The 15728-nt window shown below is 68.7% G+C and carries 17 protein-coding genes; 13 read left to right on the forward strand and 4 right to left on the reverse strand.

Annotated features, from left to right (window positions below; translation table 11 throughout):
- The first annotated feature begins 126 nt into the window (after window positions 1-126).
- From rpsU to ACOQOP_RS16255, 4 genes are all read left to right on the forward strand, one after another.
- Window positions 127-330, forward strand: a complete 204-nt coding sequence (gene rpsU, locus ACOQOP_RS16240) for a 30S ribosomal protein S21 (RefSeq protein WP_028793271.1) — start codon at window positions 127-129, stop codon at window positions 328-330.
- 334 nt (window positions 331-664) lie between these two features.
- On the forward strand, window positions 665-1336 hold the full coding sequence (gene nthA / locus ACOQOP_RS16245; RefSeq protein ID WP_420562858.1) for a nitrile hydratase subunit alpha: 672 nt from the start codon (window positions 665-667) through the stop codon (window positions 1334-1336).
- Window positions 1333-1983, forward strand: coding sequence for a nitrile hydratase subunit beta (gene nthB, locus ACOQOP_RS16250; protein ID WP_420562859.1), 651 nt, complete (start codon window positions 1333-1335; stop codon window positions 1981-1983). Before nthA ends, nthB begins: the two co-directional genes overlap by 4 nt.
- Window positions 1980-2348 carry a nitrile hydratase accessory protein gene (locus ACOQOP_RS16255; RefSeq protein ID WP_420562860.1) on the forward strand — a complete coding sequence of 123 codons (369 nt, stop codon included), beginning with the start codon at window positions 1980-1982 and terminating at the stop codon, window positions 2346-2348. Before nthB ends, ACOQOP_RS16255 begins: the two co-directional genes overlap by 4 nt.
- On the opposite strand, the gene ACOQOP_RS16260 is transcribed toward ACOQOP_RS16255, so the two are convergent.
- The 3 genes from ACOQOP_RS16260 to ACOQOP_RS16270 form a co-directional block, all read right to left on the reverse strand.
- Window positions 2345-3091 carry a DUF1223 domain-containing protein gene (locus tag ACOQOP_RS16260; RefSeq protein WP_420562861.1) on the reverse strand — a complete coding sequence of 249 codons (747 nt, stop codon included), beginning with the start codon at window positions 3089-3091 and terminating at the stop codon, window positions 2345-2347. The two genes, ACOQOP_RS16255 and ACOQOP_RS16260, sit on opposite strands and share 4 nt — an antisense overlap.
- Before the next feature lie 17 nt (window positions 3092-3108).
- The gene (locus tag ACOQOP_RS16265) at window positions 3109-3729 is read right to left on the reverse strand and encodes a hypothetical protein (RefSeq protein ID WP_420562862.1); all 621 of its coding nucleotides are present in this window, start codon (window positions 3727-3729) and stop codon (window positions 3109-3111) included.
- Between the two features lie 98 nt (window positions 3730-3827).
- Entirely contained in the window at window positions 3828-4430 is a 603-nt protein-coding gene (locus ACOQOP_RS16270; RefSeq protein WP_420562863.1) for a TetR/AcrR family transcriptional regulator, read from the reverse strand.
- A gap of 102 nt (window positions 4431-4532) precedes the next feature.
- Here ACOQOP_RS16270 and ACOQOP_RS16275 point away from each other — a divergent pair, with 102 nt between their 5' ends.
- Window positions 4533-5372, forward strand: a complete 840-nt coding sequence (locus ACOQOP_RS16275) for a MipA/OmpV family protein (RefSeq protein WP_420562864.1) — start codon at window positions 4533-4535, stop codon at window positions 5370-5372.
- Window positions 5373-5448: 76 nt separating this feature from the next.
- Here the strand turns inward: ACOQOP_RS16275 and acnA are convergent, their stop codons facing one another.
- Window positions 5449-8136, reverse strand: coding sequence for an aconitate hydratase AcnA (gene acnA, locus ACOQOP_RS16280; RefSeq protein WP_420562865.1), 2688 nt, complete (start codon window positions 8134-8136; stop codon window positions 5449-5451).
- A 232-nt stretch (window positions 8137-8368) separates the two neighbouring features.
- Here acnA and ACOQOP_RS16285 point away from each other — a divergent pair, with 232 nt between their 5' ends.
- The 8 genes from ACOQOP_RS16285 (at window position 8369) to ACOQOP_RS16320 (ending at window position 15611) form a co-directional block, all read left to right on the forward strand.
- On the forward strand, window positions 8369-8824 hold the full coding sequence (locus ACOQOP_RS16285) for an HPr kinase/phosphorylase (RefSeq protein ID WP_420562866.1): 456 nt from the start codon (window positions 8369-8371) through the stop codon (window positions 8822-8824).
- Window positions 8821-9702, forward strand: coding sequence for an RNase adapter RapZ (rapZ, locus tag ACOQOP_RS16290; protein ID WP_420562867.1), 882 nt, complete (start codon window positions 8821-8823; stop codon window positions 9700-9702). The genes ACOQOP_RS16285 and rapZ overlap by 4 nt, the downstream gene beginning before the upstream one ends.
- 22 nt (window positions 9703-9724) lie before the next feature.
- Entirely contained in the window at window positions 9725-10132 is a 408-nt protein-coding gene (locus ACOQOP_RS16295; RefSeq protein ID WP_420562868.1) for a PTS sugar transporter subunit IIA, read from the forward strand.
- An 11-nt stretch (window positions 10133-10143) separates the two neighbouring features.
- Window positions 10144-10419 carry an HPr family phosphocarrier protein gene (locus ACOQOP_RS16300; RefSeq protein WP_420562869.1) on the forward strand — a complete coding sequence of 92 codons (276 nt, stop codon included), beginning with the start codon at window positions 10144-10146 and terminating at the stop codon, window positions 10417-10419.
- Entirely contained in the window at window positions 10406-12199 is a 1794-nt protein-coding gene (gene ptsP, locus ACOQOP_RS16305) for a phosphoenolpyruvate--protein phosphotransferase (protein WP_420562870.1), read from the forward strand. The genes ACOQOP_RS16300 and ptsP overlap by 14 nt, the downstream gene beginning before the upstream one ends.
- Window positions 12200-12204: 5 nt before the next feature.
- Complete coding sequence (locus tag ACOQOP_RS16310) at window positions 12205-13890, forward strand: tetratricopeptide repeat protein (RefSeq protein ID WP_420562871.1); 1686 nt, start codon at window positions 12205-12207, stop codon at window positions 13888-13890.
- Between the two features lie 78 nt (window positions 13891-13968).
- Window positions 13969-15141: an aminotransferase gene (locus ACOQOP_RS16315; RefSeq protein WP_420562872.1), complete on the forward strand. Its 1173-nt coding sequence runs from the start codon at window positions 13969-13971 to the stop codon at window positions 15139-15141.
- Window positions 15138-15611: a GNAT family N-acetyltransferase gene (locus ACOQOP_RS16320; RefSeq protein ID WP_420562873.1), complete on the forward strand. Its 474-nt coding sequence runs from the start codon at window positions 15138-15140 to the stop codon at window positions 15609-15611. Before ACOQOP_RS16315 ends, ACOQOP_RS16320 begins: the two co-directional genes overlap by 4 nt.
- Window positions 15612-15728: the final 117 nt, after the last annotated feature.

Genomic DNA, 15728 nt, shown 5'->3' on the forward strand with positions numbered 1-15728 from the left:
CGGCCCTGGAACGGCACGGCGTTTTGAGGTATACTTACCGTAAGTGCTGGCCGATTGATCCGGTATCGGGTCCGTCGTGCTGGCGTTTATTTGTGCCGAGGCAACGAGGAAAGGAGTGCGAAACCCGTGCAAGTATCCGTTCGCGACAACAACGTCGATCAGGCCCTGCGCGCGCTGAAGAAGAAGATGCAGCGCGAAGGTGTCTTCCGCGAGATGAAGCTGCGCCGCAATTACGAGAAGCCGTCTGAGAAGAAGGCCCGCGAGCGCGCCGAGGCGGTGCGTCGCTATCGCAAGCTCATGCGCAAGCGCATGGAGCGTGAAGGCTACTAGTCTCCGGCCGGGCGGCCTTTAAGCGCCGCCCCCCATGCCGACGCTGAGCCGCCCGGATCGGGCGGCTTTTTGCGTTTGCCGGATGTGTTTGGGGGGAGCCGCCTCCCCTGCGCGGTCGCGTAAAGGTCCCGGTCTTGCCCCGGGTCGAGCCCGGGCCAAACCGGGATGACGGAGAGAGTGGGAATTCGAAACGTGGGTCGTCATCCCGGACGACCCCGGACGTGATCCGGGGGCGGGCCGGGACCCAGCGGCCTGGAGCCCTCATAAACCACGCGCCCCGTTTCCTCCCCCGGCGATCTGCTCTACCCTCCTGCGAAACGTCCGGGAGGATGGCATGAGCGGCCACGACCACCATCATCATCATCACGATCACGACCACCATGATCACGACCATGACCACGAGCATCCGCGGCTGAGCGAGCTTCAGCTCCGGGTGAAGGCGCTTGAATCCCTGCTGGTGGAGAAGGGGCTGGTCGATCCCGCCGCCCTGGACGTGTTCGTCGATACCTATGAGACCAAGGTCGGCCCGCGCAACGGCGCCCAGGTCGTCGCCAAGGCCTGGACCGATCCGGCCTTCAAGAAGAAGCTGCTGGAGGATCCCTCCACCACCATCAAGTCCTTCGGCTTCGAGGGCCGACAGGGCGAGCACATGGTGGTCGTGGAGAACACCGATACGGTCCACAACCTGGTCGTCTGCACCCTATGCTCCTGCTACCCGTGGCCGGTGCTCGGCCTGCCGCCGGTCTGGTACAAGTCGGCCCCCTACCGGTCGCGCGCGGTCAACGATCCGCGCGGCGTGCTGGCCGATTTCGGCACCTCCCTGCCCGACGATGTGGAGATCCGCGTCTGGGACTCCACCGCCGAGATGCGCTACCTCGTCCTGCCCCAGCGCCCCGCCGGCACCGAAGGCCTGAGCGAGGAGGCACTGGCCGATCTGGTCACCCGCAATTCCATGATCGGGGTGGAAACCGTCCAATATCCGCCCCGCCAGGAGGCGGCCCAATGAACGGCGCGCATGACATGGGCGGGATGCACGGCTTCGGTCCGGTCGAGGACGAGCCGGTCCACCCGATCTTCCACGGCGACTGGGAGAAAAAGGCCTTCGCCCTGACGCTCGCCTGCGGCGGCCTTGGCCAATGGTCGATCGACGAGGCGCGCTACGCCCGCGAGCGCCAGCCCCCGGCCCGGTATCTGGAGAACACCTACTACGAGCAGTGGCTGCACGGCGTGGAGACCATGCTGGTCGAGAAGGGCCTGATCACGCCGGAGGAACTGGCGAGCGGCAAGGCGGCCGGCCCGGGCAAGGTGCCCGCCCTGCCCGCCGACCGCGTGTTCAAGGCCTTGCAGCAGGGCTCGCCCTATGTGCGCGAGGTGCCGAACGCGCCGCTGTTCACGGTGGGCGCCAAGGTGCGGGTGAAGACCTTCCACCCGACCGGCCACACCCGCGCGCCGCGCTACCTGCGCGGTCATGTGGGCACGGTGGTGATGCATCACGGCGCCCATGTCTTCGCCGACACCAGCGCCACGGGCGACCACAAGACCGCCCATCACCTGTACAACGTCTCCTTCGCGGCGGACGAGCTGTGGGGACCGCAGAGCCAGGGCGGCAGCGTGCATGCCGACCTCTGGGAGCCCTATCTGGAACCGGCATGACCGCGACCATGAACATCGAGAGCCTGCCGCGCATCCCCATCGACCATGATGGCCCGGTGTTCCGCGAGCCGTGGGAGGCCCAGGCCTTCGCCATCGCGGTGAAGCTGCACGAGACCGGGCTCTATACCTGGAACGAGTGGGCTACGGCGCTGTCCAACGAGATCAAGGCAGCCCAGGAAGACGGCGACCCGGATCTGGGCGACACCTACTACCAGCACTGGCTGAAGGCGCTGGAAGGCCTCGTCCTGGCGAAGACCGACCTGACGGTGGAGCAGCTTCTCAAGCGCAGGAACGCCTGGGACCGTGCCGCCCAACGCGCGCCCCACGGCGAACCGATCCTGCTGCCGGAAGACGAAGAGGACTAGGCGACCAGGACCTTGGTGGCGCCCCAGATCGGCCCGTGCTCCGCACCCTGCACCAGGATGGCGATGCCGCCTTCCACCTGGGTCCAGGGCTTGGCCGGCACCGCGAGGGTCCGGCCCGGACCGTGGAACTCGCCGATCTTGCGGATCGCCCGAACCACGTTGAAGTTCTCCAGGCTCAGCCCGGTATTCTCGCCCCGGCGGATCTCGGTCCTGTGATGGGCGTCATAGGCCACCGCCAGAACGTCGGCCGGGCCGGGCATGCCGGTATCAGCGATCTCGGCCCGCAGCTCGCCATTCGACAGGCTGGCCTGAACCTGCACCACGGGCCGGTCGTCCGACCCCGCCGCCAGCCGCTCGCGGATGATCCGGTCGACCGCCCGGCTGTCGGATCCGACCGCGTCCACCGCGCCGTCGATCACCATCTGCGGCGTGTAGAGCGTCCGGTTGCCCAGGGCATGCTGGTAGGCGCGCTGGCGTGCGGTGTAGGCCGCGTCGGCGAAGGGGTCGGCCCAGCCGATATAGTCCCAGTAGTCGATGTGGTAGGCCAGCGCGACCACGTCGTCGCGCGCCGCCAGTCGCCCGAGATAGGCGTCGGCCGGTGGACAGGAGTGGCAGCCCTGGCTGGTGAAGAGCTCCACGACCACGGGGCGCGGGCCGAGGCCCAGGGCTGCACCCGGGCGCGGCAGGGCTGCAGCGGCGAGACCGGTGGCGGCGAGGGCGGTGAAGGAGCGTCGCGTGATCATGGCGACAAGACTAGCCGCTAGCGGTAGCTCACCGGAATTGAAGAGGCCGTGATCGGCGGCTGCTGCGTGGAGGCGATCCCGAGCGGCTGCATGACGTCCCAGACATATTCGTTGGCATAGTACACGGCGATATCGGTGACGAAGACGGTCCCGGCGAGCAACGCGGCCGCCGGTGCGGTCGCCCCCAGCCCGTAGCCGAGCAGGAAGATCCGGCCGCTGTTCACCGACTGGAACAGCAGCGACTTCTTCACCAGGGTGGTCTCATTGGTCTCGGCCAGGGTCGGCCCTTCCTGCTGCCACAGGTATTCGAAGCCGTAATACAGCCCCGCCGCCGTGGCCGCATTGGCGACGACGAAGCCGCCGAGCAGCACCGGGTGCCCGCCGATCAGGGCGTCGAAGACCAGCAGGTCCGTGGCATTCGCCACCGCCTGGAAGGTGATCGTCTTGTAGAGCGCCCGCTGCCAGGGCTGCAGGTCGCCGCGCAGGTCCGGCAGCATCCCGTCACCCTCCTCCGCCGGCGCCTGCATCTGCAGGGCTTGTGAGACGGTCTGCGGTTCCTCGCGCCATTGGGCCGCGGCGGGGCTGGCGACGAGCAGCAACAGGGCCAGGACGGCAAGACACGGCAGATGGCGGAACATGTCGCGTGGCCCTCTCAGATCCGGTCGAAACTCATGAAACGGCACAACCGGGACAAGGATAGCATCCCGATGCGGCCGATCCCACCTCTACACGCCCGTCATTCACCGGAGACGCCTTCCTCGAACTCGAAATCCGGCATCACCTCCTCGATCCGGGGAATATGCCCGATATCTGCTTCCACCCGACGCAGCCGGTCGGTGACCGCCAGTGCCGCATAGCCGTGCACGAAGCTCCACACCATCGTCTCCACGATCGAGCGGGGAACCGGCGCGCCGTTCAGCCGGGCGGCCAGCGGCGCGCAGACGCTGCGCAGGATGGCGTAGGCGTCCTCGCCCGCCGCGCGCCGTTCGGGATCGAACTCGGTCGCGGCCGGATGGGCGAAGGTCAGTCGGAACAGGTTCGGGTGATCCAGGGCGAAGGCGACATACCCCTTGGCCGCGGCGACGAGCTGGGCGCGGGGCGTCGGCTCCGCGTGCGCCATCATCTCCCGCATGCGGGCGCTCAGGCGGCGATGGCCCTCGGCGCAGATCGCGGCCGTCAGCCGCTCCAGGTTCTCGAAATGGTTCTTCGGCGCCGAGTGGGAGACGCCGACCCGCGCCGCACACCCGCGCAGTGTCAACGCCTGGGGGCCTTCCTCCGCCAGGATGTCCAATCCGGCCTGAACGAGGGCCTGCCGCAGGTTGCCGTGATGATACGCCATGCGGCAGCGTATCGACCGAATATTGTCACTGTCAATTTATCGTTGACGTCCCCCTCCAAGGAGAATATTGACGACGTAAATATCCCTTCAGGAGAGGCTTCGATGGGTAAGACTTGGAAGGCGCCGTTTTATTTCGCGCCGGTGGCGATCGCCCTGGCCCTCGCCCCGTCCGCGGCCCGGGCCGACGACAAACCGAAGGATCCGGCCGCAAAGGAGACCGCCGCGGAGTCTCGCTGGCGGGTGACCGTCGGGGCGGGCGCCATCTACCACCCCGACTACCTGGGGTCTGACGAGTACGAGATCCAGCCCTTTCCCGTGCTCAAGGTCGAGTACGACAACCTCTATGTCGAGACCGAGGGGCCGGGACTCAAGGCGAACGTGATCCCCCATGGCGGGTTCGAGTTCGGCCCGATCGTGAAATACGGCGAAGGCCGTGACGACGTGGAGGACGACGTGGTCGACCGGCTGCCGGAGATCGACGACGAGTTCTGGGTCGGCCTGTTCGCCGGGTACACGGAGAAGGGCATCTTCGGCGACCGGGATTCCCTCGGGGTGGAGATCGAGATGATGTGGGCGGCGAGCGACGACAACGGCTCGACCGCGACCCTCGGCGTCACCTACGGTCTGCAGGCAACCCAGCGCCTGCAACTCTCCATCGGCACCTCGGCGACCTATGCCGACACCGACTATGCCGACACCTACTACTCGGTCGACGTGCCCGGTGCTCTCGCGAGCGGCCTGTCGCCGTACACCGCCGGGGACGGCCTGCGCGATGTCGGCCTGCGGGTCTCCGCCCGCTACGCCATCACCCGGGCGATCGGCATCGGCGCGATGGCCGGCGTCTCGCGGCTGATGGGCGACTTCGCCGACAGCCCGATCGTCGACGACCGCGGCAGCGCCACCCAGGCCTTCGGCGGGATGTTCCTGACCTACACCTTCTGACCGGACCGACCGGTCGAAAAGAAAACGGGCGCTCCGCGAGGAGCGCCCGTTCCCGTTCGGGATCTGACAAGTCCGCTTACGCGGCCTGGGTCAGGGTCCGCAGCACGTAGTGCAGGATGCCGCCGTGGTTGTAGTAGTCGACCTCGTTGGCGGTATCGATCCGGCAGAGCAGCTCGACCGTCTTGGTCGTGCCGTCCTTGTAGGTGATGGTCATCGGCACCGGCATGCGCGGGGTGATGCCCGCGGCGATCCCGGTGATGTCGAACGTCTCCTCACCGGTCAGGCCGAGCGACTTGCGGTCGGTGCCCTCCGGGAACTGCAGCGGCAGGACGCCCATGCCGACCAGGTTCGAGCGGTGGATACGCTCGAAGCTCTCGACGATGACCGCCTTCACGCCCAGCAGACGGGTGCCCTTGGCCGCCCAGTCGCGGGACGAGCCGGTGCCGTACTCCTTGCCGCCGATCACGACCAGCGGGGTGCCGGCCTTGGCGTATTTCATGGCGGCGTCGTAGATCGGCATCTGCTCGCCGGTGGTCACCAGCTTGGTCATGCCGCCGGACACGCCCGGGGTCATCTCGTTCTGCAGACGGATGTTGGCGAAGGTGCCGCGCATCATGACTTCGTGGTTGCCACGACGGGCACCGTAGGAGTTGAAGTCCATCGGGCGGATCTGATGCTCGAGCAGATATTCGCCGCCCGGGCTGTCCTTCTTGATCGAACCGGCCGGCGAGATGTGGTCGGTCGTGATCGAGTCGCCCAGCATCGCCAGCGCACGGGCACCCTTGATGTCGGTGATCTCGCCCGGCTCCTTCGACATGCCGACGAAGTAGGGCGGGTTCTGCACATAGGTCGACCCGTCGTCCCAGTCGTAGGTCAGGCCGCCCGACACGGAGACGTTCTGCCACTCCTTGCCGCCGTGGAACACGTTGGCATAGCGCGAGCGGTACATTTCCGGGGTCAGCTTCGCCTGGATGGTCGAGGCGATCTCGTGGTTCGACGGCCAGATGTCGCGCAGGTAGACCGGGTTGCCATCCTTGTCCTCGCCGAGCGGGTCGTTGTTGATGTCGACGAACAACGAGCCGGCGAGGGCGTAGGCGACGACCAGCGGTGGGGAGGCCAGGTAGTTGGCCTTCACATGCGGGTTCACGCGGCCTTCGAAGTTGCGGTTGCCCGACAGCACCGAGCAGACCGCCAGGTCGCCGGCTTCCACCGCCGCGGCGATCGGATCGCTGAGCGGGCCCGAGTTGCCGATGCAGGTGGTGCAACCGTAGCCGACCAGGTTGAAGCCGAGCTTGTCGAGCGGGTCCTGCAGGCCGGCGGCCTCCAGATAGTCGGTGACGACCTGGGAGCCCGGGGCGAGCGAGGTCTTCACCCACGGCTTCACCGTCAGGCCCTTCTCGACCGCCTTCTTGGCGACCAGGCCGGCGGCGATCAGCACGCTCGGGTTCGAGGTGTTGGTGCAGCTCGTGATGGCGGCGATGACGACGTCACCGTCGCTCAGCTCGTAGTTCGCGTCCTCGACCGGGGCCGAGCGCTTGGTGCCGGTACCGTCGCCCAGGGTCGACTTCAGGGCCGACTGGAAGTTGCCGGCGGCCTCGGTCACCAGCACGCGGTCCTGCGGACGCTTCGGACCGGCGAGCGACGGGACGACCGTCGACATGTCGAGTTCCAGGGTGTCGGTGAACTCGGGATCCGGCGTGTCGTTCTCGCGCCACATGCCCTGGGCCTTGGCATAGGCCTCGACCAGCTTCACCCGGTCCTCGTCGCGGCCGGTGAAACGCAGGTAGTTGATGGTTTCCTTGTCGATCGGGAAGAAGCCGCAGGTGGCGCCATATTCCGGGGCCATGTTGGCGATCGTCGCCCGGTCGGCCAGCGGCAGGTCGGCGAGACCCGGGCCGTAGAACTCGACGAACTTGCCAACCACGCCCTTGGCGCGGAGCATCTGGGTGACGGTCAGCACCAGGTCGGTGGCGGTCGCCCCTTCCGGCATCTTGCCGGTCAGCTTGAAGCCGATGACTTCCGGCACGAGCATGGAGATCGGCTGGCCCAGCATGGAGGACTCGGCCTCGATGCCGCCCACGCCCCAGCCCAGCACGGCCATGCCGTTGACCATGGTGGTGTGGCTGTCGGTGCCGACCAGGGTGTCCGGATAGGCGATGGTCTCGCCGTTCTCGTCCTTGGTCCACACGGTCTGCGCCAGATACTCCAGGTTCACCTGGTGGCAGATGCCGGTGCCCGGCGGCACGACGCGGAAGTTGGAGAACGCCTCCTGGCCCCACTTCAGGAACTCGTAGCGCTCCTTGTTGCGCTCGAACTCCAGCTCGACGTTCTTCTTGAAGCTTTCGGGGTTGCCGAAATCGTCCACCATCACCGAGTGGTCGATGACCAGATCGACCGGGGAGAGCGGGTTGATCTTGGTGGCGTCACCGCCGAGCTCCTCCATGGCGTCGCGCATGGCGGCGAGGTCGACCACGGCCGGGACGCCCGTGAAGTCCTGCATCAGCACGCGGGCCGGGCGGTAGGCGATCTCGCGGGCGGACTTGCGGGTCTTCGCCCAGTCGGCCATCGCGGTGATGTCCTCGCCGGTGACGGTGACCCCGTCCTCGTAGCGCAGCAGGTTCTCCAGCAGAACCTTCAGCGAATACGGCAGGCGCGCGACCTCGGGGTGCGCGGCCTCGAGCTTGGCGAGGTCGTAATAGGTGTAAGATTTCCCGGCGACGTCCAGGGTCGCCTTGGTTTTGAAGCTGTCCAGGCCTGCAGTCATTGTATCCTCTCTCCTCGATTCTATGGCAGCAGCCAGTGGCGGCGGAGTCTCGCGACTAATAAGAAGTCTCTCGACTGCGCGGCCGTCCGAGGTGCGCCTCGGCCCGGTCGGCTCGATGCGGGCAGGCGCCCGTCTTTGTTTGGCGCCGTTATATCGCTGACATCGGCTGACGCAAAGGGATTCAAGTGTCCCGCGACATCCGATCTCCGGCACAGGCGGTACGGATCGGGGATTGCCTGCGGGCCCGGACGCACCCATTCTCCGCGCCATGGAGACGATCTGGGGGAATGTGGTGTCGATCGATGGCCGCGGCGTGCTGCTGCGCGGGCCGTCGGGCATCGGCAAGTCGGACCTGGCGCTGCGGCTGATCGATGGCGGCGCGTCGCTGGTGGCCGACGACCGGGTGGAGCTGGTGCGCGAGGGCGACAGCCTGATCGCCCGCGCCCCGGAAGCCCTGTCGGGCCGCATGGAAGTGCGCGGGATCGGCATCGTCTCGGTCCCGGCGGTGCAGCGCGTCTCCTTGGTCCTCGTCATCGACCTCGTCCCCCTGGAACAGGTCCCGCGCATGCCCGATCCGGGCCGATGGACCCATCTCGGGGTCTCCGTGCCGGTGATCTCGCTCCATGCCCTGGAAGCCTCGGCCGCGGCCAAGGTCCGCATCGCCGTCCGTCAGGTCAGCACCCAATGACCGCACCGCTCTCCGTCGTCCTCGTCACCGGGCTGAGCGGAGCCGGCCGCACCTCCACCCTGAAGGTGCTGGAGGATCTCGGCTACGAGGCGGTGGACAACGTGCCGCTGAGCCTGATGCCGGCCCTTCTGGCACCGCGTGAGACGGCCGGGCGGATCGCGGTCGGCGTCGACCCGCGCACCCGCGGCTTCGCCACCGACCCGCTCGCCGACACCATCGCCGAGCTGAAGAAGCGGCCGGACGTGAAGCTGCGGGTCGTGTTCCTGGAATGCGACGACGACGTGCTGATCCGCCGCTTCACCGAGACCCGGCGGCGGCATCCGCTGGCCACCGACCGGCCGATCGCCGACGGCATCGCCATCGAGCGCCGCATCCTGGAGCCGGTGCGCGAGCTGGCGACGGCGGTGATCGACACCAGCTCCTCGAACCTGGCCGAGTTCCGCGAGAACCTGATCTCGTCCCTCTCCCTGGATGTCGGCCGGGCAATGACCGTGACCGTCGTCTCCTTCGCCTTCCGCAGCGGGCTGCCGCGCGAGGCCGACCTGGTGTTCGACGTGCGTTTCCTGGCCAATCCCCACTACGTGCCGGAGCTGCGCCCGCGCGACGGCCGAGATCCGGAGGTCGGCGCCTTCGTGGCCGGCGATCCGGGCTTCGGGCCGTTCTTCGACTCCCTCACCGGGCTGATCGGCCCGCTGCTGCCGCGCTACGAGCGCGAGGGGAAGAGCTACCTGACCGTGGCCATCGGCTGCACCGGCGGCAAGCACCGCTCGGTGCATGTCGCCGAGCGGCTGGCCGAATGGTTGAAGAGTGCGGGGACTCCTGTCACGCTCCGCCATCGCGACTTGCCTCGCGAGGCGGGCGGCACACCGTCCATGTGACCAAAACAGCACGGAAGACAACGTGATCGGTATTGTTCTGGTGACCCACGGGCGCCTCGCGGACGAACTCAAGGCGGTGATGGAGCACGTTGTCGGCCCGCAGACCGGTCTGGCGACCGTCTGCATCGGCCCGGACGACGACATGGAACAGCGGCGCGGCGAGATCATGGACCGGGCCAAGGAGATGGACGGCGGCGCCGGTGTGATCGTCCTGACCGACATGTTCGGCGGCACCCCCTCCAACCTAGCGATCTCGATCATCGACCGGCCGGGAGTGGAGGTCATCGCAGGCGTGAACCTGCCGATGCTGATCAAGCTGGCCAGCGTGCGGACGACCGCCTCGCTCAAGGAGGCAAGCGTGGCGGCACGGGACGCGGGGCGGAAATACATCTCGATCGCCTCGGAAGTTCTGGGCGCGACCGGCTCGTGAACGGGCAGGCGATGACCACGGACCAACGCAAGCTGCTGATCACCAACAAACGCGGCTTGCACGCCCGGGCGGCGGCGAAGTTCGTGAAATGCGCCGGCGCCTTCGAGGCGGAGATCGAGGTGGAAAAGGACGGGCAATCCGTCTCCGGGCGGTCCATCATGGGTCTGATGATGCTGGCGGCGGCACCGGGCTGTTCGATCCTGGTGCGCGCGACGGGCTCGGATGCGGAGAAGGCGATGGACGCCATCGCCCATCTGGTGGAGTCCAAGTTCGATGAAGACCACTGAGCGAAGGGCACGGGCGCGCCAGGACAAGGGGGGCAAGCGCGGGTTGCTGGAGGGGATCGGGGTCTCCGCCGGCATCGCCATCGGTCCCGCCCATGTGCTGGAGGCCGGCGCGATCCAGGTTCCGGAATACCAGGTTGCCAGCAGCCAGCTCGTCACCGAGGTCGAACGGTTCGAGGCAGCCCTCGCCCGCGCCGACAAGCAGGTACGCAAGCTGCGCCGCAAGGCTGAGGCCCTGCCCGCCGGGGTGCTGGACGAGCTCGGCCCGCTGCTGGAGGCCCATGCCGCCATGCTCGGCTCCTCCCGCCTCGCCGGCGGGGTCGCCACCACGATCCGCGAGCGCCGCATCAATGCCGAGGCCGCCGTGCAGTCGGTGGTCAGCGACATGGTCCGCAGCCTGTCGGCGGTGAACGACGCCTATCTCGCCGCCCGGGCCCAGGACGTGCGCGAGGTCGGCGACCGCATCCTGCGCCAGCTCACCGAGACGCCCTACCACGCCTTCGCCCATGTGCCGGAAGGCGCGATCATCATCGCAGAGGAGCTGAGCCCGGCCGACACCGCCCTGCTCGACCCGGCAAAGATCGGCGGCTTCGTCACCGCGCTCGGCGGCACCGACAGCCACACCGCGATCATGGCCCGCTCCATGGGCCTGCCGGCGGTGCTGGGGGCGACGGTGGCGCCCAAGGCGATCCGCTCCGGCGAGACCATCATCGTCGACGGCGATACCGGCCGCATCGTGCTGGACCCGGACGAAGACTCGCTGACCGAGTACCGGCGCCGCGCCGCCGCCCGGGAGCGGCTGGAGCGGGAACTGACCCGGCTCCGCTCGCTGCCGGCGATCACCCAGGACGGGGTGACGATCTCGCTGCTGGCCAATATGGAGCTCCCGCGCGATCTGGAGATCGCCGCCGACCGCGGGGCGGAGGGCGTGGGCCTGTTCCGCACCGAGTTCATGTTCATGAACCGCGACGTGCTGCCGGACGAGGACGAGCAGTATGCCGCCCTGCGCCAGGTGGTGGAGGGGATGGCCGGCAAGCCGGTCACCATCCGCACCCTGGATGTCGGCGGCGAGAAGCTGGCGACCGCGCTCGGCGACCGCATCGCCGACAGCGCCAACCCGGCGCTGGGCCTGCGGGCCATCCGACTGTCCCTGCGCGAGCCCAAGCTGCTGGAGACCCAGCTCTCCGCCATCCTGCGGGCCGGCGCCCACGGGCCGGTGCGCATCCTGCTGCCGATGATCTCCTCCACCGCCCAGGTCCGGGCGGTGCGGGCGATCCTGACCAAGGTCGTGCGCCGGCTGAAACGCCGCAAGGTGCGGATCGCCGACCCGCTGCCCCCGCTCGGCGCGATGATCGAGGTGCCGGCCGCCGCCCTGTCCGCCGACGCGCTCGCCATGGAATGCGATTTCCTGGCGCTCGGGACCAACGACCTGACCATGTACACGCTCGCCATCGACCGGGGCGACGAGCAGGTGGCGGATCTTTACAACCCGCTGCACCCGGCGGTGCTCAAGCTGATCCAGTTCACCGTCGACGCCGCCAACCGGCGCGGCCTGCCGGTCAGCATCTGCGGTGAGATCGCCGGCGACCCGCGCTACGCCCCGCTGCTGGTCGGGCTCGGGGTGAAGGAGCTGTCCATGTCGGCCACCGCCCTGCCCCGGGTGAAGCAGCGCATCCGCCGCCTGTCCTTCGCGCCGGCGACCCAGCGCGCCCGGGCGATCATGGACCAGCTCGACGAGGGCCGGATCGCCGTGCTGCTCGACGATTTCAACGACGGACTCTGAGCGCCATGACCGAGATCGATCCGGCCTATCCGTTCGAACTCGGAGGTTGGACGCGCCCGGTCACCACAACCTCGCCCGACGCGCAGACCTGGTTCGACCGCGGCCTGAACTGGCTGTTCGCCTATAACCACGAGGAGGCGGTCGCCTGCTTCGGCCGCGCGCTGGACGCCGATCCCGGCTGCGCCATGGCCTGGTGGGGCATCGCCTATGCCAGCGGCCCGTTCTACAACCGCGCCTGGATCCGCTTCTCCGACGCCGAGATCGCCGCCACCCTGCCGGTCTGCCACGCCGCCGCGCTCAAGGCCGCGGAGCTGTGGGCGCCGGGCACCGCGGCGGAACGGGCGCTGATCGAGGCCGTCGCCCTGCGCTACCAGTCGCCGTCGGAGCGGGACCGTGCGGTGCTGAACCGCTGGCACCGGGAGTTCACCGACGCGATGCGGCAGGTGCATGCCGCCCATCCGGACGACCTCGACATCGCCGCCCTGTTCGCCGAGGCGGCGGTCACCTGCACCCCGCGGATGCTGTTCGACCTGCGCACCGGCGCGCCGAACCCGGCGAGCCTGACCGTGGAGGCGCTGGCCGTGCTGGAGACCGCGCTCGCCCGCTGCGCCCGCGACGGCATCACCCATCCGGGCGTCCTGCACATGCACATCCACGCCCTGGAGATGTCGGCCGAGCCGGAGCGCGCGCTGGCCAGCGCCGACACCCTGCGCGGCCTGGCGCCGGATGCCGGCCACCTGGAACACATGCCGGCCCATATCTACGTGCTGTGCGGCGGCTACAGCGAGGCGGTGGAGCAGAGCCGTCGGGCGGTCGCGGCGGACGACAAGTACCTGGCGGTCGGGGGCGAGACGAATTTCTACACCACCGCCCGATGCCACGATCTGCATCTCTACATCTACGCCGCCATGCTACTGGGCCAGTACCGCACGGCCCTGCACGCAGCCGAGAAGATCCGGGCGATCGCCCATCGCGACCTGCTGGCCGCCAGCGCGCCGTTCATGCGCTCCATCCTCGACGGCTACTCCGGCATGCGCAGCCACGTGCAGGTGCGGTTCGGCAAGTGGCGGGAACTGACCCGCGAGGCGCCGCCGCCCGACCCCGACCTGGCGCCGATCCGCACGGCCATGTTCCATTACGCCAAGGGCGTCGCCCATGCCGCCCTGGGCGAGCTGGACGCGGCGGTTCGCGAGGCCGACGCCTTCCACGCCGCCCGGGACGGCTTTGCCGAGGATGCGATCTTCCTCAGCAACACGGTGCGCGACACGCTCGGCGTAGGAGCGGCGATGCTGGCCGGCGAGATCGCCTATCGCCGCGGCGCCTTCGAGGAGGCGTTCGACCATCTGCGTGCGGCGGTGGAGCGCAACGACGCCCTGAACTACACCGAGCCCTGGGCCTGGATGCATCCGCCGCGCCATGCGCTCGGCGCGCTGCTGGCCGAGCAGGGCAGGCACGAGGAGGCGGAGGCGGTCTACCGCGCCGATCTCGGCCTCGATCCCGCCGTCCCGCGCCCGTGCCGGCATCCCGACAATGTCTGGGCGCTGCACGGCCTGCTGGAATGCGTGGAGCGGCGCGGCGGGACGGCGGAAGCGGAGATGCTGCGCCAGCGCCTGACCCTCGCCCAGGCCCGCGCCGACTTCCCGGTGACCGCCGCCTGCTGCTGCCGGGGCAAGCCGATCGCCGCCGCCTGATCGCCGGCTCACCCGGCCTCTTCGACTGAGCCCGCCGCCGTGCTAAACGGGCTGGATCGCTGTTCCGGACGCCCTGCCATGACCTTCACCGTCAATCCCGACGTCGTCTCCGTCGTCGAGCCGCCGATCGCCGAAGCCCGGGCCTGGGTCGACGGCCGCCCGCCGATCCCCGGCAAGCCGCTGCTCGACTGCTGCCAGGCGGTGCCGAGCTACCCGCCGGACGAGGCCCTGCGCGCCCATCTGGCGGAGCGGGCGACGACCTTCGAGGCGGCGCAATACGCCCCGATCACCGGCACCCCGGCGCTCAAGACCGCGCTGGCCGAGCATATGAGCGGCTTCTACGGCGGCAGTGTGGCGCCGGCCAACGTCCAGATCACGGCCGGCTGCAACCAGGCCTACTGCCTGGCGATCATGGCCCTGGCGCGGCGCGGCGACGAGGTGATCCTGCCACTGCCCTATTACTTTAACCACCAGATGTGGCTCGATTCCCTGGGCGTCACCGGGGTGCATCTGCCGTTCCGCGCCGACCGCGGCGGCGTGCCGGATCCGGAGGAGGCCGCCACCCTGATCACCGAGCGCACCCGCGCCCTGGTGCTGGTCAGCCCGAACAACCCGACCGGGGCCGTGGTGCCGCCGGAGGTGATCGCCCGGTTCCGCGACCTCTGCGCCGAGCGCGGCATCGCCCTGGTGCTGGACGAGACCTACAAGGATTTCCTCGATCCGTCCGAGCCGCGCCACACCCTGTTCAGCGACCCTAAATGGGGCGACACGGTGGTCCAGCTCTACAGCTTCTCCAAGGTGTTCAGCCTGACCGGCTACCGGGTCGGCTCGATCATCGCCGGTCCGCAGTTCATCGAGCAGGTGGCCAAGCTGATGGACACGATGTCGATCTGCGCCGCCCGCATCGGCCAGGACGGCGCGCTCTACGCCCTGCAGCACCTGTGGAACTGGGCGGCAGAGAAGCGCGAGATGATGGCCGGCCGGCGCCAGGCGCTGCTGGCTGTGTTCAATTCCGGCAATCTGGCCTTCGACCTGGTCTCCACCGGCGCCTATTTCGCCTATGTCCGCCATCCCTTCGACGGCGAGACCGCCCATGCGGTCGCCAAGCGGCTGGCCCAGGAGCATGGCGTGCTGGCCCTGCCGGGCACGGTGTTCGGCCCCGGCCAGGACCCGTATCTGCGCCTCGCCTTCGCCAACCTGGAAGCCGAGCGCATGGGCGAATTGGGCGACCGTCTGCGGGGGGCGGTGTGACCCTCCGGGTCGCCCCGGCGGCTCCCGAGGACCTTTGCGACGCCGTCGCGGTCATCCACCGCGCCTTCGCCACCCTGGCCGGCCGGATCGACCCGCCCTCCGCCGCGCTGACGGAGACGGCAAAGAGCCTTGCCGCCCGGTTCGACGGGGGCGGTACGGTCTTCGTCGCGCGTCTGGACGGGAAGATCGTGGGTGCCGTCTGCGCCGACCCGAAGCCGGACGGATCGATCTATCTCGACCGCCTGGCTGTCGACCCGGCCCTCGTGGGCCAGGGAATCGCCCGGGCGTTGGTGACGGCGGTGGAGGACTTCGCGCGGGAGACCGGCCATGACCGGGTCACCCTCGGCGTGCGTCTCGTGCTGACCGACAACATCGCCTTGTTCCGCCATCTCGGCTACGCGGAGACCGGCCGCAAGGCGCATCCTGGATTCAGCGAACCGACGTCAATGGACCTGGAAAAGTCGGTCTGAGCCGATCTCTCCACGTGGGAACTAAGGGCCCCTCGCCTTGCCCATCCCGCCGGGGCTTGTTATACGCAGCGCCGAGGCCGACATCGATGCGAGCGTGAGGCTCGGGCGCGGGCACCA

The organism is Thalassobaculum sp. (genome assembly GCF_965223715.1).
Lineage (GTDB): Bacteria > Pseudomonadota > Alphaproteobacteria > Thalassobaculales > Thalassobaculaceae > Thalassobaculum.